We start from the raw sequence: 16682 nt of genomic DNA on the forward strand, positions 1-16682 counted from the left end.
TTAGAAAAACTGATTAATTATTTTCGACTTTCTCTAATCCTTCAACCAATTGCTTCTTATCTAATCCTTCCCCTATTACTACCAAGTTTGTCGGGTAACCGAAGTCTTGTTCCAATAAAGTTGGTACCCCAAACGAATATTGGAATAGATGGGGGTATTTATCTCCATGAAATTTCACAAAACCTTTCACACGATAAATACTATCTGGTAAATTCGAAAGCCATTCATATAATTTGTCTTGATCAATCGATTTCGTAAATTGATACGTCATTGTTTGTATATGTAAATGCTGTTTAACATGAAGTGTCGCATGTTCTCCACCACTCGCAAATTCAGCTTCTTCTATATCATTTAAAGATATATTACAATATTTTGTTTCAAACAATTTCGCATGATTATTTATTGCTTTTACATCTTCAAATACTTTATTTTTATCTTCATCTGTTAATAAATCTGATTTATTAATAAGAATATGACTTCCATATTTCATTTGCTCATGTAATAGCTGTTGTACATTTGCACTTAATATACTTCGGTTTAACCATCTTACCGCATCTAATACGACTACTATGGATTTCACTTCAAGGAAAGGAGCTAAAATTGGTGATACACATGCATCTAACACTTCAATTGGATGTGCGACGCCTGTTGTTTCTATATAAATTACATCTGGTCTTTCCTGTTGATATAAAGAATGTAATTGTATTTCAAGCTCTTCTTTCAACGTACAACAAATACATCCTTTCAGGAGTTCCCTTAACACATTCTCTTTTCCAATAATATCTGTATCTACCGAGTATTCACCGATTTCATTCATCAAAACTGCAACTTTTCGATTTTTCTTCTTTTCTGCTAATAATAAATTTTGCAGCAATGTTGATTTTCCACTACCTAAAAAACCACCTAATATATGAATTTCTACTTTACTCATACGACCGACCATCCATTTCTCTACTTCAAATTTCTTCAAAGCGTAATTATTACGATTTATACTTATCATTTTATTAAAAGAATACCTATTTGTAAACAAAACTGCTAGATTATCGTTTCATTTTCATTCACTTCATGAGCAACTCTAATTCCAGACTCAATCGCTCCTTGCATCCATCCATGTGTTAACGTCGTATGTTCTCCTGCAAAGTGCACCCTGCCAGCTGGCGGCGTAATATATGGAAATACTTCAAGCTCTTGCCCTGGTTCAAAAGCTGTAAATGCTCCGCAAGAATACGGATTTTGACTCCAGCTAAAAGATTCTCCTGCAACATACTCACTATAAACCACGTTTCCATATATTTGCGCTAAATTTTTCAACGCATAACGAATACGTTCTCTATTCGAGAGACTATCCCACGTTAACGCCTCATCTGCCCACGTATAACTCACTAAAACGATAGCCACCCCTGGTGTATGAATGCCATAGCTCGGATAATATGTAAAGCGGATAGGTAAATCTGTAATTGACTTACCACCATATTGTCCTGCTCTTTCCCAAAATCTACTTTTAAACTCTATCGCAATTTTAGTTGAAGCAATATAATTTAATTCACGAATCGCCCGCCTTTTATAATAAGAGAATAAATGATATGGCTGGACTTCTACAAATCGCAAAGTTGAAAATGGAATTGTGACAATAGCAATGTCCCCCGTTACCATAAATGAATTTAACGTTTGTTCATGTGTTACTTGCATCATTACTTTATTATCTTCCTGTATAATTTTTTCTACTTTATACGACATAAAAATATTATCCTTTAGCTCTGGTAAAAATGAATTTGGTAATGCATCCATCCCGCCGGTTATCTCATAATATTTCGTCGTTGAAGTGAAAAAGATCATTTCGCGTAATACTTCAATTAAAGACATTCCCATGTATGCTTCCATATCAAGAAGTACTCCGATCATATCTATTACCCCATCTGAATAATACTCAGTTAAAAATGAGCCGAGCGAATATGTTTTATACTTTTTTTCAACAATAATCCAGTTTTTATCAGGATCTTTCTTAATATAATTAAGTATCGGTTCCAATACCTCTAACATTAACCCTTCTGCCGTTTTCCCTCTTTCTTTATCTAAAACTGGATATCCAAGTACACTTGGATCCTTTTCAAACACATCCAATCTCGTTCTTTTGTTATTCGTATAAATTATATCTGAAGAAGTTTTATTAATAAAAAGGTTTAACGGTAGTTTAAATTTACAAATGTAGGCTAAAGTTAAATCGTGAGTATCCGGAATACGCATAGGACCTGCGTTAAAATATAATCCTGCACTAAATGGTTCCCGAATTGTATACACCCTGCCACCTATTCTGTTATTTGCTTCTATAATCGTTACCTCATGCCCAGCCTCTTTTAATAAAGATGCTGCAACTAATCCAGATATCCCTGCACCGGCAACTGTAATTCGTTTGGGGTTATTCGTTTTGGCAAGCCCTTCATGAACAATTTGAAGCATTTGTTCCATCGATAATGGATTCCCCATGCCAATTCCCCTTTTACGAAGGATTTTACTGAATTATATTCGTTTAACAGGATTCCTATGTTTCATTCAAGTAATTGAGCGGATACATTTTCAAGTACTTGAATATCTTTTATAAAATGTAATAAAATAGATATGATACTATAGAAGTAAGACGTATTATCTTACATATTAAAATTAATGAAATAGTGAGGAATTTTGAAATGAAAAAAGGTATTAACCGTGTTGTATTAGTAGGAACAGGAGCAGTTGGATGTAGTTATGCTTATTGTATGATTAACCAAGCTGTAGCTGAAGAATTTGTTTTAGTTGATGTAAATGAAGCAAAAGCTGAAGGAGAAGCAATGGACTTAAGCCATGCCGTTCCTTTCGCACCAGCTCCAACAAAGGTTTGGAAAGGTAGTTATGAAGATTGTAAAGACGCAGATCTTGTTGTAATTACAGCTGGATTGCCACAAAAGCCAGGTGAAACACGTTTAGATTTAGTTGAGAAAAACGCTAAAATTTTCAAACAAATTGTTCGTAGCATTATGGATAGCGGCTTTGACGGTATCTTCTTAATCGCAACAAACCCTGTAGATATTTTAACTTACGTAACTTGGAAAGAATCTGGATTACCGAAAGAACGCGTAATCGGTTCTGGTACAACTCTTGATTCTGCTCGTTTCCGCTATATGTTAGGTGAGTACTTCGATATTGGACCTCATAACATTCACGCTTATATTATCGGAGAGCACGGTGATACAGAACTTCCGGTGTGGAGTCACGTATCAATTGGTATTCAAAAACTACAAACGCTTCTTGAAAAAGACAACACATATAACCAAAAAGATTTAGATGATATTTTCATAAACGTTCGTGATGCAGCTTACCACATTATTGAACGAAAAGGTGCTACATACTACGGCATCGGCATGTCACTTTTACGTGTTACGAAAGCAATCTTAAGCAATGAAAACAGCGTATTAACTGTATCAGCATATCTTGAAGGTCAATACGGCCAACAAGATGTTTATATCGGCGTACCTGCTGTTTTAAACCGCGGCGGTGTTCGTGAAATTTTAGAAGTTGAACTAAGTGAAGAGGAAGAATTAAAATTCGATCACTCTGTTCAAGTATTGAAAGAAACAATGGCTCCTGTTCTTTAATCATATTTTTCAATCAAAAAAGCAATCCGATTTATATATTGGATTGCTTTTTTATATTTTTATAGTTCCCCCTCAATTTAAACGGTAATATTATCTATAATAAAAAGGGGTGACTTCATGAATGATTCTTTGACGATTGCAATCCTCTTGCTAGCTGTAGCATCCTTAATACTTTTCCTCTTCTTAATCATCAGAACGCTATTTCCAACTAAAAAATATGATAAGAATCTCGGATTGATTCTAATTATTTTAAGCTTGTTAGCAATACCGATAAGTATCTTCCTTATAGGAGGATGGGCAGGTATGGGAGTTGGTGTAATCGCAGTCTTTATTTTTGCTGCTGTTATTATAGCTTTAATTGCAAATACCTTCATTAAACTTCCTCCTTCAAAGAAAAAATAACAAATGACCGATGTTTTCATTAAGAGCAAACATCGGTCATTTTCTATCACTTATTATCTTTAATCGGTTCATCATTATTTACATCAAGTACATCTAATAAAAAGATAAAGATTGGAATCCCAATAATAAGCCCCCATATTCCGAGGAAATGCTCTGAAAAGATAAGAATCATAAATGTATAAAAAACAGGTAAATTCGTTTTTGCAGACATAAATTTTGGATTTAATAAATAACTTTCAAGAGCGTGGATTACTGTAATGAACACTAGTATGTAAACAACATACACAACCCCGCCGACGTTATAGGCAATGATACAAAGTGGAAACAAGGAAATAATAACACCAGCAACTGGAATCAAACCGAGTAGAAAGACCATGACAGCCAATACAAGAAGCTGTGGAAATCCTAAAATGACAAGTGCAATTACAGTGAGTACACAATTGACAACCGCAATTAAAAACTGTGCTTCAATCACTTTTCCGAACGATCTTGCAAACCTTTCACCGAAATATGCAATCTCCTCATAAAAAATTTTCAGCTTACTATCTTTAAATTTCGAAGTAAATGCTATAATACGTTCTTTTTCTAATAAGAAAAATAAGCTTAAAATAAGAGAAAGTAGTATTTGTAAACTGACCTTTCCTATGTTTGCTATCGATTGATAAATGACATCTACACCTTGTTCGATATATTTTGATACTTCCATTCCATTAATTGTCGAAAGTGCATATTTAATTATCTCGTTATCAGGTGGGTTTTGAAAAAACAATTTAAATTGATAAATTAATTGTGAAATTTGTATCGTTAATACAGGCAAATATTTATATAGTGTAGTTACAATAAACGTCACTAATACAATATATAAACCAGCAATAACCACTTTCCTATTTACTTTCAATTTTTTTGAAATAAACTTTTGAAATCGATCCATCAAAAATGTGAGAATAAACGTAATTAATATTAAATTAATCATACTTTTTAATCCATACAATACAAGCACTAATATTATTAAAACGAGAAACCGTTGAAACCCTCTACTTCGAAAGAAATTTTTCACTTCATTCATTAAAAATTAACCTCCCCCTTCAATGGATGGAAATTGAATATATTACATTTTATGAACTTCTATAGACAATCTTTCTTACTAATTAGGAAGAATCCTTTTTTTCTTTTCTAATGTCGGATTTTTCATCTAATACTTTTCTAAAAACTATTTTTCAACTCTATATTTTAGGAGAACGTCTATTTTTAGACTGTTGCTCCTTAGTAGATTTTTCATATTGAAAAAAGAGAGTTATCTATTACTTAACTCTCTCTAGAAAAGTGCTAAATGAAAAGCTTAATTATTTCAATCTAATCATTTCTTTTTTTCCTTTGCTTCGCTAACAATTCTTTCACTTGGTTATACGTTAACCCTGAATTTTTGTTTAAACGCTTTACTTCCTCGACTTCAGTACCTACCACTGTATATTTTTTCTCATCACTCATATTTCCACTTCCTTTTTCACCAGATCATTTCTTATATTTCTTCCCTAAACTCTTGTCAACTCCCCCCACTGAGATGAAGCGTTTCAGTGGGGGCTTGAGTTAGAACGCTAGGTCTTTTCGTCTATCGCTAGACAGTTTGACGCTCTAGAATTCATGCCACCTTACAGTAACACCCCAAGTATGTTTTTGGTTGGTACTAGAAACGAACAATCGTTTCCCCACTTGCACCACCCTTTCGAAAAAGAGCAGTTCTTCCTTATAGAAGAAGCCACCACTCAGATGAATCCGGCGTGTGCTACAAGCCCCGACAAGTCGAGTACACATGGATGGTTGACGCACCCACTAAGCTATGCACAAAGCAACAGCCTTACGTTTTTGCACTTTTAATAGAATCGGCGTTTTTACTTTGAGATTGTCATCCAATTCTACAACTTTTGATTTTTGCAATGTATTCAACGCACCATTAATATCAGCGTGAATACATTTTCCTGATTTACTTTGATACATTCCACGAGTGATTCGTTTGCCACTAAAGCGATAATGCGTCCTGTCTTCCTTAGACCAAACTGGAACCCTATCTTTGTCAAGAAAACTAGCTTTTGAAGTATAGCTTTCTTCTTGTTTCAAAAATCGGATGCCTTCTTTTACACATTTATTCTCAATTGCTGCAATCAGTTTATGAAATGGGATTTGAACAAATTTTTGGTTATTCTTTTTTCCCATATCAGATTTTTGTTTCCAACCAGTGTTATACCCTACGACAACCGTATCTATACTGAATGCTTTCACTTTTTTGAACAACAAACCTACAGTTTGTGAAATGTAACCATTTATTTGTCTTTCTCGTTTATGCCAAAGTGCAGCCATTTTGTTCGTTACAACTCGTTTTGAAAGTCCATTTTCCACATTTTTCAGTTGCAGATTACGTATCATTTTGTTGAAGTACTGGTTAATGGATTTAAGTTTTTTTCCATCAATTAAAAATGTGTCACCTGTATTTGTTGCGCAACTTACTAATCTGTCTACACCTAAATCGCAACTCAAAGCGTTACTAGTAGTCGTGGATTTCTTCTTCATTTGAGAAACGTGCATTTCATATGTGTAATGCACCTCAAAGAACCGACCTTTTTGCTTCGGTACAATCTCAATGTAGGAGATTTTTTTATTTCTTACGTTTTTAGGCATACGTATTTTAATGGAACCGAATTTTTTTCTGAATGCCACATTCATCGGAATCATCCAATACCCGTTATCATCCACTTTTGGAACTTGATAGATTTCAATGATTCGTTTGTCCGTTGAACCAGAATAATTCGGAAACCTAGGACGGCCTGTGAATGTTTCCGGTTTTTTCTTCCACTGTTCCCATGCTTTAAAAAAGCTTTTTACTTCTGTAAATAAGGCTCTACGAATCGCTTGAACAGAGTTTGATTGGACGCCCGAGTAGTTCATATCGGCTTGCATGGCAGTGTCCACTTCTTTTACAGTAGCCATCTTGTTATTATTCAGATAACTTTGTTTAATCGTGTACAATCCAACATTTCGCAACGCTTTTGAACTATGTGACATGCGTTGCAGTAAACGAAATTCTTTCGCAGTAAGGCAAGCTCGTCCGATATTCTGTTTCTGAGTGAAGCGTTGCATGTTTTCTCTTTTCTTTTGTTTACGTAATACTTTCACTGCTTTCTTTCTACCCATTGTTTTCACCACCTTTCTCAGGGGGTTCATTAAAATCATTTCATTCCTTGTGATTCAATGTACTTACGGATAGAACCTATAGGTGCACCGCCCGTTGTTAAAAGACAATAACTTCGAGACCAAAACATTTCTTTCCATAGATCATGTTTTATCTTAGGAAAATCTCGTTTCACGAAACGAGAACTAACACTTTTGTAACTGTTAATCGCTTTTGACAAATCAATGTTTGGAACTGAACGGAACAAAACGTGAACATGGTCTTCATCGTGATTCCATTCTTCTACAGTAATTCCTTTTGGCTCAAGCAACCGAATGAAGTGCTCTTTCAGATAATCTGAAATTTCATCGTTCATCACTTTTTTACGGTATTTAATAACCAAAACTAAATGATAGTAGAGTAAGAACACTGAATGATTATTATTATCTAATTTCGTTGTCATATATATTGTCTCCTTATCTACGACTAATTATATCGCAAGACGCAAAAGAAACAAATATTCGCTCTTTAAAAAATTGTTATGAACGAAACAAAAGAGTTCAGCCTACCTTCTGACGGCAATTCATCTCCACCTGAATTGTTGGGTTTCACCCGTAACACAAATCAGATGGAGTCTTCTTGCCGAAAAGGATAAATTAACACACATAAGCTGTACTAAATTAAATAGACTATGTTCAATAGCTAACGGAAGTTTAGTTGCGTAAGAGGAATAGATAGAAAAATGTCGAATTTATTATACTTGTTGAATTTGAGGACTTGGAGGATACATTTTGAAAAAATATGAGTTTAAAAATAACATTCCAACATTGGAAGAGTACAAATATTTGTGCGAGTCTGTGGGATGGACTAATTATATGAATTTTGAAGTGGTGGAAACATCACTGAAGAATTCTGTTCACTGCATCACAGTCAAGGATAATGAACAAATTGTGGGTATGGGGAGAATTGTTGGTGATGGGGCTATCTATTTCTATATTCAAGATATAGTAGTCCATCCAGATTATCAGAAAAATGGAATCGGGAAAGAAATCATGCATATTTTGGTTGAATACTTAAATCAGAATGCCCCTGATAAGGCATTTGTCGGTTTGTTTGCATCACAAGGTAAAGAATCGTTCTATGAAAAATATGATTTTAAAGATTACTCACCAAACATGACGGGGATGTTTACTGTCATTTCAAAAAAATAAACATAATAGATTTTTAATTATACGTCATCAATATTAAAGAAATTGTTCTCACAGTAATGCTTATCTTAAATAAGATCTTCCACGATTGGGTGTGAATATTAAATAAGAAAGGGCAGTAGATAGTATATATACTATCTACTGCCCTTTCATTTATCTAACTTTTTTAAATTTTGATTTTGAATTGTATTTTTTAATAAAATTTCACTACATCTTCAGTAGGTAAGAATGTTCTTTCTCCTGGCTGTTCATTTGGTTCGCCAAATGGCATTTGTCCTACTAAGCTCCACTCTGCTGGAATGTTCCAAGTTGCTTTCACTTCAGCATCTACGATTGGATTGTAATGTTGTAATGACGCTCCAATTCCTTCAGCCGATAATAGCATCCATACAGTATGTTGTAACATTGCATTTCCTTGATGAGACCAGAATGGGAATTGATCTTTATATAATGGTGCATTTTCTTGCATTTTTTCTACTGTTGCTTGATCTTCAAAGAATAGAACTGTACCTACACCTGCATGGAAACCTTTTAGTCTTTCTACAGTCGCTTCAAAGTTTTCTGCTGGCACGCGTGATCTAAGCGTTTCTTTTACGATGTCCCAAAACTTTTCATGCTCTCCATCCATTAATACAACCATACGGCCACTTTGCATATTGAACGACGTTGGTGCGTGTAAAGCTGTTTTTAAAACTTCTTCAATTCTTTCTTTCGTAATTGCATCGCTCTTTGTTACTTTACGAATTGAACGACGGTTCACAATTGCTTCTCTTAAATTTGTTGTAGTTGCTGACATTTTAATTCCTCCAAATATATGTTTTATTATTTTTATTTAAACAAATCAACTTGATTCTTTCATGCAAGACGAATTAGCAATATCCATCCGTCTTACATTGCATACCTTCAAATGAATTTGTTTTATCCTTTTCGATTTCTTTATCAATTACTCTTTGTAGCGTTTCTTTACTAGCAAGTCCTTGAATGACTTCATCTCCAATCATTACAGTTGGAACAGCCATAATATTTGCTTCATCGTATGCATGCTGAATTGCTTCTTGATGTTTTTCTTTATATTTACGATTTACTAAAGCATCTTTAAATTCAGCTTCAGGAAGCCCTACTTCTACCGCTAATTTCGTTAATACATCAATATCTTCAATGTTTTGCTCTTCTTGGAAAAACGCAGTAAATACTCGGTGATGATACTCATTTCCAAGTCCACGCTCTTTCGCAAATTGGCACCCTTCAAAAGCTAAATGTGTATATGGATGCGGAGAAACACGGGGCAGACGCATTTCAACCCCTAATTTTTTTGCAGTAGGAAGAATGAAAGCATCCCATGAACCTAACTTATCTGGTTCGTTCCAAGGATCTATTTTTGAATATGGACTTGGACGCAATTCAAATGGCATCCATTCGATTTCCACATCTTTCTCTTTCGCTACTTCATCTAATGGACCTTTTGCTAAAAAGCAAAACGGGCATATAAAATCTGAGTATACTTTCATTTTCACAGTCATATTATTTGCACCTTACCTTCTTTTTATTTTTAGATGTAACCGAAACAGTTACAATTTTAAGAAAAAAATATGCATTCTCTTTTAGAGACTTGCGATTATCATATTATGCATTCATTTTTTGTTGTAAAGATTCAAATAACTGCCCCATCGAAATATTTCTCAAAACTTCTTCCATCGCAGATTGAGCTTGAATTAAAATAACTTCTAACACAGCTTGAATATTTGCTCCAATTGGACAATCTGGATTTGGTTGCTCGTGAATATGAAATAGTTTATCTTCTTCTACTACATTCACTGCATGATACACATCTAACAATGTGATTTCATGTAAATCCTTTAATAATCCCGCACCACCTGGCCCACGATTTACGTAAACAAATCCAGCTTGTTTCAAGTAAGACATGATTTTACGAATGACTACCGGATTTGTATTTACACTTTCGGCCATATAGTCCGAAGTACAAACTGAAGATGGATTGTTTTTCAAAATCGATAACATATGAACAGCTATAGAAAAGCGGCTACTAATTTTCATCGTAATCACCACCTCGTTGTAATCATTATAGTTACAACAAAAAGATAAGTCAATCCTTTTTATAGATTTTTTTAAGCAAACTAAAAAAGTGCCCCATTACAATATATGAGACACCTCTTCTTATTCAGCAAACAACTCTTGGAATTCTTCAATAAATAGCTGTACAGCGAGTGAAGAATCCTTTAATGAAGGAACAGCTAAAGCGATTTCTCTCCATACTTGCGGTTCCAATTCTCTCGTTTGTATATTTTTTGGTAAACTCGTCAAAGATAACTCAGCCAAAATTGCGAGTCCTAATCCTTCTTGAATCATATTTAAAGCTGTTGTAACTGTTGAAATTATATATTCGGCCCGAAGTGGTACGTTCGCTTGTTTAAACATATCGATAATGGGTGGTTCGTACCCACCCTTACATAATATGATCGGTTCATTCTCTAAATCATTTATTGTAATAGAATCTTTCTTACAAAGAGGATGATCCTCTCTTAAGACAACAACCATTTTCCCCTTCGTTAAGGGCACGATCTCCATATCTTTATTAGGCAAAATAACAATTCCGATATCAATTACTCGTGATACTAGCCAATCTTCTACTTCTTTAAGTGTACCCTCGCAAAGAACTAATTCTAAATTCGGATACTTTTCACGAAAGATATTAATCATTTTGGGTAAAAAATATGCCGAGGCACTCGGAAAACTCCCGATTCGAATTGTTCCGACTTCATGCCCTTTCTCCATCGCCACTTCTTGTTCAATCTTCTCAACGCCGTTTAAGATTTCTCTAATATGTACAAGAATTCTATTTCCAACATCAGTAACAATTAGCCCTTTTCGTTTATCGCGTATAAGAATGGTAACTCCTAACTCTGACTCAATACTTGAAATCGCATGACTTACAGCTGGCTGTGTCATATTTAACACCCTAGCAGCCTTCGTAAAACTACCTAACTCAACAGTTTTTATTAATACTTGCAGTTGTGTAATGGTCATAACTAATCACTTATACTCCTTATAAAAAAGATTCATTTTATTTATCATAGTGGATATCATATCATAGTGAAATGAATAACAACAAGGAGGTCTTACAGTGACACAGCTTTCTAGAACTAAGACGGCCATAATTCTTACCTTTCTCGTTATTATGTGGGGAATTAATTGGCCATTATCAAAATTCGCTCTACATTACACACCACCCGTACTCTTTGCAGGGGTTAGAACATTAATAGGAGGATTTATCCTACTTATTTTCGCATTACCGAAATACAAACAGTTAAATTTAAAGGAAACTTGGCATCTATACTTTATTTCATCTTTACTCAATATTATTTTATTTTACGGATTACAAACTGTCGGACTTCAATACATGCCCGCCGGACTATTCTCCGCAATCGTATTTCTCCAACCTGTCTTACTCGGCATTTTCTCATGGATTTGGCTTGAAGAGGCAATGTATGGCTTGAAAATTTTCGGACTTATTCTTGGATTTATTGGTGTAGGGGTTATTAGCTCTAGTAGTTTAACTGGACATATTTCTATTATCGGTGTTCTACTTGCTTTAGGCTGTGCTATCGGCTGGGCACTTGGCACAGTATTTATTAAGAAAAATGGCCACCGCGTTAATGCCATTTGGATGGTAACACTTCAGCTTATTATTGGCGGACTTTGCTTAATCGGATTTGGTTCAGAATTTGAAAGCTGGTCTAATATTGCTTGGAGTATACCATTTGTAAGTGTACTACTCTTTATTTCATTCTTCGTTATTGCAATGGGATGGCTCGCTTACTTTACACTTGTAGGAGCTGGTGAGGCAAGTAAAGTTGGAGCTTATACGTTCCTTATCCCTCTCATCGCTATTATTGTAAGCTCTATTTTCTTACATGAGGCCATTACAATTAGCCTATTCATCGGACTTTTATTTATTATCGTAAGCATTTGTTTTGTAAACATAAAACCGAAAGCACTTGCTGTAAGGCAGCAAGTTGAAGTGAAATAAATAGACATAGGAAAGGGCCTACTTTTTGTAGGCTCTTTCCTATGTCTATTTTGTGCACCATCACTTTAAGTATCAACAAAAAGGGAAATCTCTCTTTTTGTTGTATGATAATTAGATGAGAGGACTATTTTTGTAAATATATATAGATTGAATAACTATTTTAATCACCGGGGGGAATATATGGTTATATATTATGAAGAATTTAGAAATGAACAATCTCCACTTATGGTTTTTATTCATGGGGGTGGAGTCAGTGGATGGATGTGGGACAAACAAATTAAACATTTTACTAACTTTCACTGCCTTGTTCCTGATTTACCTGAGCAAGGGGAAAATAGCAACAAGGAACATTTTTCAATTAACTTTAGTGCTGAAAAAATCATTGAATTAATTAAAGAAAAAGGAAAAGGTAAAACTGTTATAGTAATCGGCTTTTCGTTAGGTGCTCAAGTATTAATTACTATGCTCAGCATGAAACCAAACTTAATTCAATACGCTATGATAAATAGCGCATTAGTTAAACCAATTCCTTTCGCTAAAACATTAATAAGATCCCTTGGCTTAACCTACCCACTTATAAAGAGTAAAACGTTTTCCAAAATACAAGCAAAATCAATGTACATGGATGAAACACAATTTGATAACTATTATCATGACAGTTGTCAAATAAGTAAAAATACATTTGTCAGGATATTAGAAGAAAATATGTCGTTTACAATACCAAAAGGCTTCGAGAATGCTAGTAGCAATATATTAGTAACTGTTGGAGAAAACGAAAAAAGAATCATGAAAGACTCGATTACTGAAATCCTTGAAAGCAATCCTAATTGCACAGGTATTATTATTCCTAAAGTCGGTCATGGCATTTCTTTAGCGAATCCCAAACTATTTAATACTTTAATTGAAAACTGGCTCGAACATGATAACCTACCAGAAGAAGTAATGACAGTCAATTGAGTTCCTTATCTTAATAAACCATGTTGTATTTGTAGCTCTAATCCCCCCTTGAAGCTGCTTAATCTCAAAATTTTATTAACAAAGGTCTCATTACTTTCAATGAGACCTTTCAATGTTCCCTACTTTTTACGACGTACTACAAAAATACACGTACCAATCGACGATACAATCGCCAAAATAGATAAGACAATTGCTATTGTTTGCATATTACTTGTACCTTCATTTTTTTCCATACTAGATACTTCTCCATGTTCTCCTGTTAATGATGTACCTTTTGCAATTGTAGTAAGTGAATGTGGCTTCTCAGCTTTCTCATCGCCTGTCCATTCAACAATTTCTCCGTCTTTATATTGTTGATATGCATTCCAAGCTATTTGTTGCTCTTTATCTGGATTTTTAGCAACGAAAGTAAATCGTTGGAACTGGCCAGGTAAAATCCCTTCTCCTGTTGCTTCCCATATTACAGTTTTAACTTTTCCAGCTGCATCTTTTTGTTCTTCCACTTTCCACCCTGGCACTGGTTCATACTGTTGAAACTCAACTCCAGACGGTATTTTCAGTGTGACTTTTGTTGTTGCCATATTCTTTTCAACAGGTACCTTTATTGTATAAGTCTCCCAAGAGCTCACGTCAGAAGTTGCTGGTTTTACAGTTACGTGAGCACTAACAGGTAACGAAAAAATTCCCATTGCAATTATTATTGCGATCATTGTTGTTCCTAATTTTTTTATACGTTTCATTTTCTATAAACTCCTCTTCATTTATAACGTCTTTTTTATCTGCCACCTACAATAAATTTATAATCCGTATCGAAACTATCAAGAGATTTTGTTAATCCGTGAACTTGTATATTCCAGTTTCCTGTCATGTTAATATACATACCTTCCGCTTCATATTCTCCCGGTGACACTGCCGAAACTTTAAATGAACCTTTGCCCATATTCATATCTAAAGATTGAGTCGTCAATACAATTTGTTCCATATCAGTAACAGGCTGTCCATTCTCATCCTTCAAAGTAATATGAAATGTATTCTGTCCTACCTTATTAGGACTTACATGTAAAGTAAGTTCATATCCATTATCTAATTGTTTACTCTCTGTAACAGGTCCCGTAGGAGGCATCGGCGGCGTTTGTACATTTGTCATAAAAGCTACGATTACAAAAACGATAATTCCAATGATAAACTCTACTTTCACCGTAGCTCCTAACCTTTGCTGTGCTCGCATTCTCCCTTTCACATAATGAATAATTCCCAATATCCCCATACACACGAATAAAAGTATCTTTGCTAATAAGGCCAATCCATACTTCGTATCAAATAGGGAATGGATCGTGGGAATAAAAAATGTACTGTTAAAAAGACCCGTTAATAAAATCACTATGACGGCACCTGTTGCCCATGGCGAAAAACGCTTAATCGCATCCCAATACATAGTCCACTTGTCATCCTCTTTACGTAAAAGAAGAACAATCGATGATAGCCCTCCAATCCATAACGAAGCTGCGAATAAATGCAGAAAGTCCATAACGACAGCAATTTCTTTAAACTTTAATCCATATGCATGACTATTGAAGGCTTTCATAACAAGTAACCCAATAAATAATACAATTGGAATGCTCCATACTTTAAACGAAGAAAGTTTCTCACGCTTCACCGCAAAATATGTAACAATCATAAGCATACTAATAAGAGCCATTTGGGTTATCCATACATAACCAAAAACAGATAGCTGTAATGTTTCTTTTAATAATATAGGATCGAATGCCTCTAACCATGAAACATCAGCATTTATTTTCGCTTGCAATGGTAGATTGAATAGTAAACTAATAAATATCCCAAATAATGATATCCATATTATTCTCTTACTCCTTGATTGAACTGGGGTTGCATTCCCTTTATACATAATAAGATTAAAGAATAGAACTCCTAAAAATAGTGAGAAACTTGTATATAGAACCCCACGTTCCATGATCATATCGATTTGCGGAACATAGCCCATCTCTTCTACTTGTATATCGTCTGTCCCCGCTTCTGCTAATCCAATCCGGAATGGAATAACTCCTTGAATCGGATGCCCGTCAGCTGAAATAGCTTTCCACTGAATAGAGTAAAGACCATTTTTGAGATTCTCTTTTAACCCAGCTTCTAATAATTTTTTGTTTTTCTTATCAATATGAGCATCTTTTAAATCTACTCTTTTACCTGAGGTATCCCTTACGAACAATGTATTAAAACTTGAAACTTGTATGTCCTCATCGAATTCAATTTTCACAATAGGTGGTGCTTTCTTCAACGTTTCATTTTCAGTAGGGTTTGATTTCACAACATACGCATGAGCGGATGTGCTTTTTGGTATCAATATGATAAACACGCACGCTATTAATAGCCATGCCCCTAACCTTCGCATTACTTTCACAATCATTTCACTTCTTTCTTTTTCGTCACTACACTTTCATTACTTTTTACTTCCCAAGTTTTATTTCTTGATAAAATATTAACCTGATTAAATATAAGGGGCTATTTAGTATCACTCTCTATTTATTCCTCACCTCTATACTTCTAATATAATAGTAGCTACCTTCATAGACATTACTAATATTTTTAAAGTTGATTATCATTATAGCATAAAATATATTTATGTAAGTTTCTAAAGAAGAAAAGTTATCGTGAATCATTTGTGAAAAAAATGTGAAATAAACTCCCATATAAAGAGAAATACACAAATTAAAAAGGTGTTACGTTATTACGTAACACCTTTTCTCAAAGATAAACTTCCTTTACTTCTCTTCCGGATAATCACAATACTCAATGATTGTTCCCTCTGTATCCGCTGGGTTAAGATAAATTAATCGTCTACCATGTTTATTAATTCGAAGGGTATGCTCTAACGTTCGAATCCCTTGTTCTTTTAACTCTTCTAAAGCTACATCTAAATCATCTACACGATATGCAACGTGATGGACACCTTTCCCTTTTTGCTTTATAAATCGTGCTATTGGAGAAGTTGTATTATTCGTTGGCGCAAGTAATTCGATTCTATCACCATCAACTTCAAGAATAGCTACTTCGCTTTCAACACCAGGTGCTTCACTTACGTATCGATCTATTAAAGTCCCTGATACAACCTTTTCATAAAACTGTATCGTACTATCTATATCACGAACTGCGATCCCGATATGGTCAATTGTTTTTTTCATTTTATTTCCCCTATTACTTTATTTTTTCTATTCTTATCAATAGTAACAAAAAAAGTTATAGAATCAAATTCTATA

18 protein-coding genes are annotated in these 16682 nt (G+C 34.4%); 5 read left to right on the plus strand and 13 right to left on the minus strand.

Annotation, left to right across the window (positions count from 1 at the left end; genetic code table 11):
• Positions 1-13: 13 nt before the first annotated feature.
• Both MKX77_RS14790 and MKX77_RS14795 read right to left on the minus strand, forming a co-directional pair.
• A complete protein-coding gene (locus MKX77_RS14790) occupies positions 14-931 on the minus strand; it encodes a CobW family GTP-binding protein (RefSeq protein ID WP_341307069.1) in 918 nt (305 codons plus the stop codon).
• A gap of 104 nt (positions 932-1035) precedes the next feature.
• Positions 1036-2484, minus strand: coding sequence for a flavin monoamine oxidase family protein (locus MKX77_RS14795; protein WP_341307070.1), 1449 nt, complete (start codon positions 2482-2484; stop codon positions 1036-1038).
• Positions 2485-2684: 200 nt separating this feature from the next.
• On the opposite strand from MKX77_RS14795, the gene MKX77_RS14800 reads away from it, so the two are divergent.
• Complete coding sequence (locus MKX77_RS14800) at positions 2685-3629, plus strand: L-lactate dehydrogenase (RefSeq protein WP_201056097.1); 945 nt, start codon at positions 2685-2687, stop codon at positions 3627-3629.
• Between the two features lie 117 nt (positions 3630-3746).
• The gene (locus MKX77_RS14805) at positions 3747-4031 is read left to right on the plus strand and encodes a YesK family protein (protein ID WP_341307071.1); all 285 of its coding nucleotides are present in this window, start codon (positions 3747-3749) and stop codon (positions 4029-4031) included.
• Positions 4032-4077: 46 nt separating this feature from the next.
• Here the strand turns inward: MKX77_RS14805 and MKX77_RS14810 are convergent, their stop codons facing one another.
• The 4 genes from MKX77_RS14810 to tnpA form a co-directional block, all read right to left on the minus strand.
• The gene (locus MKX77_RS14810) at positions 4078-5097 is read right to left on the minus strand and encodes an AI-2E family transporter (RefSeq protein WP_002031308.1); all 1020 of its coding nucleotides are present in this window, start codon (positions 5095-5097) and stop codon (positions 4078-4080) included.
• 287 nt (positions 5098-5384) lie between these two features.
• Positions 5385-5519: a hypothetical protein gene (locus tag MKX77_RS14815; protein ID WP_341307072.1), complete on the minus strand. Its 135-nt coding sequence runs from the start codon at positions 5517-5519 to the stop codon at positions 5385-5387.
• Positions 5520-5861: 342 nt separating this feature from the next.
• Positions 5862-7217, minus strand: coding sequence for a transposase (locus MKX77_RS14820; protein ID WP_341307073.1), 1356 nt, complete (start codon positions 7215-7217; stop codon positions 5862-5864).
• A gap of 35 nt (positions 7218-7252) precedes the next feature.
• Entirely contained in the window at positions 7253-7657 is a 405-nt protein-coding gene (tnpA, locus tag MKX77_RS14825; RefSeq protein WP_002031793.1) for an IS200/IS605 family transposase, read from the minus strand.
• Between the two features lie 328 nt (positions 7658-7985).
• Here tnpA and MKX77_RS14830 point away from each other — a divergent pair, with 328 nt between their 5' ends.
• On the plus strand, positions 7986-8405 hold the full coding sequence (locus MKX77_RS14830) for a GNAT family N-acetyltransferase (RefSeq protein ID WP_002126872.1): 420 nt from the start codon (positions 7986-7988) through the stop codon (positions 8403-8405).
• 190 nt (positions 8406-8595) lie between these two features.
• Here the strand turns inward: MKX77_RS14830 and MKX77_RS14835 are convergent, their stop codons facing one another.
• The 4 genes from MKX77_RS14835 to MKX77_RS14850 form a co-directional block, all read right to left on the minus strand.
• Complete coding sequence (locus MKX77_RS14835) at positions 8596-9198, minus strand: nitroreductase family protein (protein ID WP_341307074.1); 603 nt, start codon at positions 9196-9198, stop codon at positions 8596-8598.
• A 73-nt stretch (positions 9199-9271) separates the two neighbouring features.
• Complete coding sequence (locus tag MKX77_RS14840) at positions 9272-9922, minus strand: DsbA family oxidoreductase (RefSeq protein WP_341307075.1); 651 nt, start codon at positions 9920-9922, stop codon at positions 9272-9274.
• A 103-nt stretch (positions 9923-10025) separates the two neighbouring features.
• The gene (locus tag MKX77_RS14845) at positions 10026-10457 is read right to left on the minus strand and encodes an Rrf2 family transcriptional regulator (RefSeq protein ID WP_215556017.1); all 432 of its coding nucleotides are present in this window, start codon (positions 10455-10457) and stop codon (positions 10026-10028) included.
• Between the two features lie 120 nt (positions 10458-10577).
• Complete coding sequence (locus MKX77_RS14850; protein WP_341307076.1) at positions 10578-11447, minus strand: LysR family transcriptional regulator; 870 nt, start codon at positions 11445-11447, stop codon at positions 10578-10580.
• Between the two features lie 97 nt (positions 11448-11544).
• On the opposite strand from MKX77_RS14850, the gene MKX77_RS14855 reads away from it, so the two are divergent.
• On the plus strand, positions 11545-12450 hold the full coding sequence (locus MKX77_RS14855) for a DMT family transporter (protein ID WP_341307077.1): 906 nt from the start codon (positions 11545-11547) through the stop codon (positions 12448-12450).
• A gap of 180 nt (positions 12451-12630) precedes the next feature.
• Complete coding sequence (locus MKX77_RS14860) at positions 12631-13407, plus strand: alpha/beta fold hydrolase (protein WP_341307078.1); 777 nt, start codon at positions 12631-12633, stop codon at positions 13405-13407.
• A 119-nt stretch (positions 13408-13526) separates the two neighbouring features.
• On the opposite strand, the gene MKX77_RS14865 is transcribed toward MKX77_RS14860, so the two are convergent.
• The 3 genes from MKX77_RS14865 to MKX77_RS14875 form a co-directional block, all read right to left on the minus strand.
• A complete protein-coding gene (locus MKX77_RS14865; RefSeq protein ID WP_341307079.1) occupies positions 13527-14147 on the minus strand; it encodes a YcnI family copper-binding membrane protein in 621 nt (206 codons plus the stop codon).
• A 35-nt stretch (positions 14148-14182) separates the two neighbouring features.
• Positions 14183-15832, minus strand: a complete 1650-nt coding sequence (locus MKX77_RS14870; protein WP_341307080.1) for a copper resistance CopC/CopD family protein — start codon at positions 15830-15832, stop codon at positions 14183-14185.
• A gap of 355 nt (positions 15833-16187) precedes the next feature.
• Complete coding sequence (locus MKX77_RS14875; RefSeq protein WP_341307081.1) at positions 16188-16607, minus strand: VOC family protein; 420 nt, start codon at positions 16605-16607, stop codon at positions 16188-16190.
• Between the last annotated feature and the right edge of the window lie 75 nt (positions 16608-16682).

Origin of the sequence: Bacillus sp. FSL R9-9410 (genome assembly GCF_038050385.1) — a bacterium.
Lineage (GTDB): Bacteria > Bacillota > Bacilli > Bacillales > Bacillaceae_G > Bacillus_A > Bacillus_A cereus_U.

Coding starts and splice junctions, on each gene's coding strand:
- MKX77_RS14790 (WP_341307069.1), bottom strand. CDS start 931: ATGAGTAAAGTAGAAATTCATATATTAGGTGGTTTTTTAGGTAGTGGA.
- MKX77_RS14840 (WP_341307075.1), bottom strand. CDS start 9,922: ATGACTGTGAAAATGAAAGTATACTCAGATTTTATATGCCCGTTTTGC.
- MKX77_RS14815 (WP_341307072.1), bottom strand. CDS start 5,519: ATGAGTGATGAGAAAAAATATACAGTGGTAGGTACTGAAGTCGAGGAA.
- tnpA (WP_002031793.1), bottom strand. CDS start 7,657: ATGACAACGAAATTAGATAATAATAATCATTCAGTGTTCTTACTCTAC.
- MKX77_RS14845 (WP_215556017.1), bottom strand. CDS start 10,457: ATGAAAATTAGTAGCCGCTTTTCTATAGCTGTTCATATGTTATCGATT.
- MKX77_RS14875 (WP_341307081.1), bottom strand. CDS start 16,607: ATGAAAAAAACAATTGACCATATCGGGATCGCAGTTCGTGATATAGAT.
- MKX77_RS14795 (WP_341307070.1), bottom strand. CDS start 2,484: ATGGGGAATCCATTATCGATGGAACAAATGCTTCAAATTGTTCATGAA.
- MKX77_RS14810 (WP_002031308.1), bottom strand. CDS start 5,097: ATGAATGAAGTGAAAAATTTCTTTCGAAGTAGAGGGTTTCAACGGTTT.
- MKX77_RS14835 (WP_341307074.1), bottom strand. CDS start 9,198: ATGTCAGCAACTACAACAAATTTAAGAGAAGCAATTGTGAACCGTCGT.
- MKX77_RS14800 (WP_201056097.1), top strand. CDS start 2,685: ATGAAAAAAGGTATTAACCGTGTTGTATTAGTAGGAACAGGAGCAGTT.
- MKX77_RS14860 (WP_341307078.1), top strand. CDS start 12,631: ATGGTTATATATTATGAAGAATTTAGAAATGAACAATCTCCACTTATG.
- MKX77_RS14865 (WP_341307079.1), bottom strand. CDS start 14,147: ATGAAACGTATAAAAAAATTAGGAACAACAATGATCGCAATAATAATT.
- MKX77_RS14850 (WP_341307076.1), bottom strand. CDS start 11,447: ATGACCATTACACAACTGCAAGTATTAATAAAAACTGTTGAGTTAGGT.
- MKX77_RS14870 (WP_341307080.1), bottom strand. CDS start 15,832: ATGATTGTGAAAGTAATGCGAAGGTTAGGGGCATGGCTATTAATAGCG.
- MKX77_RS14820 (WP_341307073.1), bottom strand. CDS start 7,217: ATGGGTAGAAAGAAAGCAGTGAAAGTATTACGTAAACAAAAGAAAAGA.
- MKX77_RS14805 (WP_341307071.1), top strand. CDS start 3,747: ATGAATGATTCTTTGACGATTGCAATCCTCTTGCTAGCTGTAGCATCC.